Annotated in this window: 3 protein-coding genes; all 3 read left to right on the top strand. The window is 74.8% G+C overall.

The genetic code is table 11. The features are described 5' to 3' along the window. Window positions 1-748: DUF4139 domain-containing protein (locus G3I40_RS13525; RefSeq protein WP_164302404.1), on the top strand; the 748-nt coding region annotated here is incomplete at its 5' end. An 8-nt stretch (window positions 749-756) separates the two neighbouring features. Further along, window positions 757-2,337, top strand: coding sequence for a mucoidy inhibitor MuiA family protein (locus G3I40_RS13530; protein ID WP_164302405.1), 1,581 nt, complete (start codon window positions 757-759; stop codon window positions 2,335-2,337). A gap of 114 nt (window positions 2,338-2,451) precedes the next feature. After that, the coding region (locus G3I40_RS13535; RefSeq protein ID WP_164302406.1) for an FAD-dependent oxidoreductase at window positions 2,452-2,734 on the top strand (283 nt) is incomplete at its 3' end.

Here is a 2,734-nt window from a genome sequence, read left to right on the forward strand (position 1 = left end):
GGGCTCCCCCACCGACGCGGTGGCCGGGGAGTACCGGCGCCGCGCCGAGGCGGTCGGCGCGCTGGCACTGCCCGGACACGCGGTGCGGCCCCGCGTGTCGGCCGGCTCCTTCGACCACCGCTACGACGCCTCGGCCCCCGCCGACATCCCCTCCGACGGCACCTGGCACACCGTGACCGTGACCCGGCTCCCCGTCGCCCTGCGCACCGAGTACGTCTGCGTACCGTCCGTCGACGAGACCGTGTACGCGACGCTGGTCGTCTCCAACACCACCGACCAGGCCCTGTTGGCCGGTCCCGTCGACATCACGGTCGACGGCGATCATCTGCCGACCACGGCACTGCCCACCCTCGCGCCCGGCGGCACCGGCCGGGTGGGGCTCGGTCCTGCCGAGGCGCTGCGCGCCGCCCGCCGCACCGAACTGCGCGAGACGACCACGGGCCTGCGCGGGACGACGACGGTGCTGGACCACCGGGTCCACGTGGAACTCGCCAACCGGCTCACCCGGCCGGTCACCGTCGAGGTCCGCGAACGCGTCCCCGTCACCTCGGACTCCGATGTCCGCATCGAGGAACGGGGCGAGTGGACACGCCCCGCGGACGGCACCGAGGGGGCACGGGAGCACGCGCCCGGCACCCGTGTGCGGCGCGTGGAGCTGCCCGCGGGTTCCACCACCGTGCTCGAAGGCGGCTACGAGATCCGTATCCCGGCCGCCAAGGCCCTCGACGGCGGCAACCGGAGGAGCTGACACCCGCCATGCACACACCGCCGACCTCATCGCAGCCCGCAGCGCCGACTCCCCTGCCGGTCACCTCGGTGACCTGCATGGAGGACCGCGCCCACGTCGAGCGCACCGCCACCGTGCAGGTGACCGCCGGTGACCAGCGGCTGCTCCTCGGCCCGGTCAGCGCGCTCGCCGTCGACCGCAGCCTGCACGCCGCACTCACCGGAGCGCCGGACGCCGCCGTCCTCGACGTGCGGCTGGTGCGCGCGTGGACACCGCGCGCCCCGCAGCCGCCGACCGACGACGACTCCGCCCTGCGCCGGCACGCCCACGCCCTGACGGAGGAACAACGCGGGCTCGAACAACGGCGCGACCGGCTCCGGGCCCGCCTCGACCTGCTCGGCGGACTCACTGCCGACCTGCTGCGCGACATCGGCGAAGGGACGGGCCACGGCGAGGCCGAACCTGCCCGCTGGGCCCATGAGCTGGACCGGGTGCACGCCGAGCGCGATACGCACGAGGACGAACTCCACACCGTGGAGCGGAGGTTGCGTTCCCTCGCGGCCGAGCTGAGCCGCACCGAGCAGGCCCTGCACCTCGCCGAGCAGACCCCGGCCGAACTGACCGCCCACGTCGAACTGACCGTACGGGCGGCGACCGCGGGGACGGCCACGGTGCGCCTCGGCCATCTCACGCCCTGCGTCGCGTGGCGCCCCGCCTACCGTGCGACCGTCGGCGGTGGCGAACTGGCCCTGCAGACCGACGCGATGGTGTGGCAGCGCACCGGCGAGGACTGGTCCGACGTCCACCTGACGCTGTCCACGGCCCGCTCGGCCCGGGCCACGAGCCCGCCGGAACTCGTCGCGGACCGGCTCACCCTGCGGGACCGGTCGGCCGACGAACGCCGCACGGTCGACGTGGAGTTGCGCGAGGAGGAGATCGCCGAGCTCGGACCGCGGCCGGTCCCGGGTCTGCCGGGCGTGGACGACGGCGGCGAGGCCCGCGTCCTGCACGCCGGCGCTCCGGTGTCGGTGCCCGGCGACGGGCGCGCCCACCGGGTGCCGCTCACCACCTCCGTCACCGCCGCGCACAGCGAGTACGCCTGCGCGCCCGAACTCTCCCCGCTGGTCACGGAGGTGGTGCGGTTCACCAACTCCTCGGGCCACGCGCTGCTCGCCGGGCCCGTGGAGCTGGTGCGCGGCAGTGGCTTCACCGGCCGTGGCACCCTGGCCTTCACCGCGCCGGGCGCCCCCGCCGAGCTGGCGTTCGGCAGCGCGGACACGTACCGGGTGATCCGGGAGACGCAGGAGCTGCGCGACACCTCCGGCCTGACCCACAAGACGGTGCTCACCCGCACGGTCCGGCTGCACCTGTCCCGCTTCTCCGCCCCGGACGAACCGGGGGAACGCGTGGTCACGGTGCGGGAGCGGATTCCGGTCTCCGAGGTCTCCCAGGTCGAGGTCCGTCTCCGCAAGGAGGCCTGCTCCCCCGCCCCCGACGCGCTCGACGCCGAGGGCATCGCCCGCTGGGACGTCACGCTCCCGCCCGGCGGCCGCCGCACGGTCACCCTGGTCTACGAACTGCAGGCGAGCGGCAAGGTCACCGGGGTCTGAGAGCGAGCCCTGCGGACGGAGGGCTCAACAGCGCCTGCTTCGAACGGAGTTCACGTCCGCGCGCTCGGGTCACGACCTCTGGGCGGCATCAGAGGTATGTGACATATTACTGCGGTGAGCAAGCGATCCGCCTGTGACGTCGTGGTCATCGGCGCCGGGATGGTGGGCGCCGCATGCGCCTCCTACGCGGCCGCCGCCGGCCTGCGCGTGATCCTCGTGGACCGCGGCGGCGTGGCCGGCGGCACCACCGGGGCCGGCGAGGGCAACATCCTCGTGTCGGACAAGGAGCCGGGGCCCGAGCTGGACCTCGCCCTGCTCTCCGGCCGCCTGTGGCGGACCCTCGCCGCCGGCGGCCTCGGTCCCGCCATCGAGTACGAGGGCAAGGGCGGCCTCGTCG

Source organism: Streptomyces sp. SID14478, from assembly GCF_010548525.1.
Lineage (GTDB): Bacteria > Actinomycetota > Actinomycetes > Streptomycetales > Streptomycetaceae > Streptomyces.

Coding starts and splice junctions, on each gene's coding strand:
- G3I40_RS13530 (WP_164302405.1), top strand. CDS start 757: ATGCACACACCGCCGACCTCATCGCAGCCCGCAGCGCCGACTCCCCTG.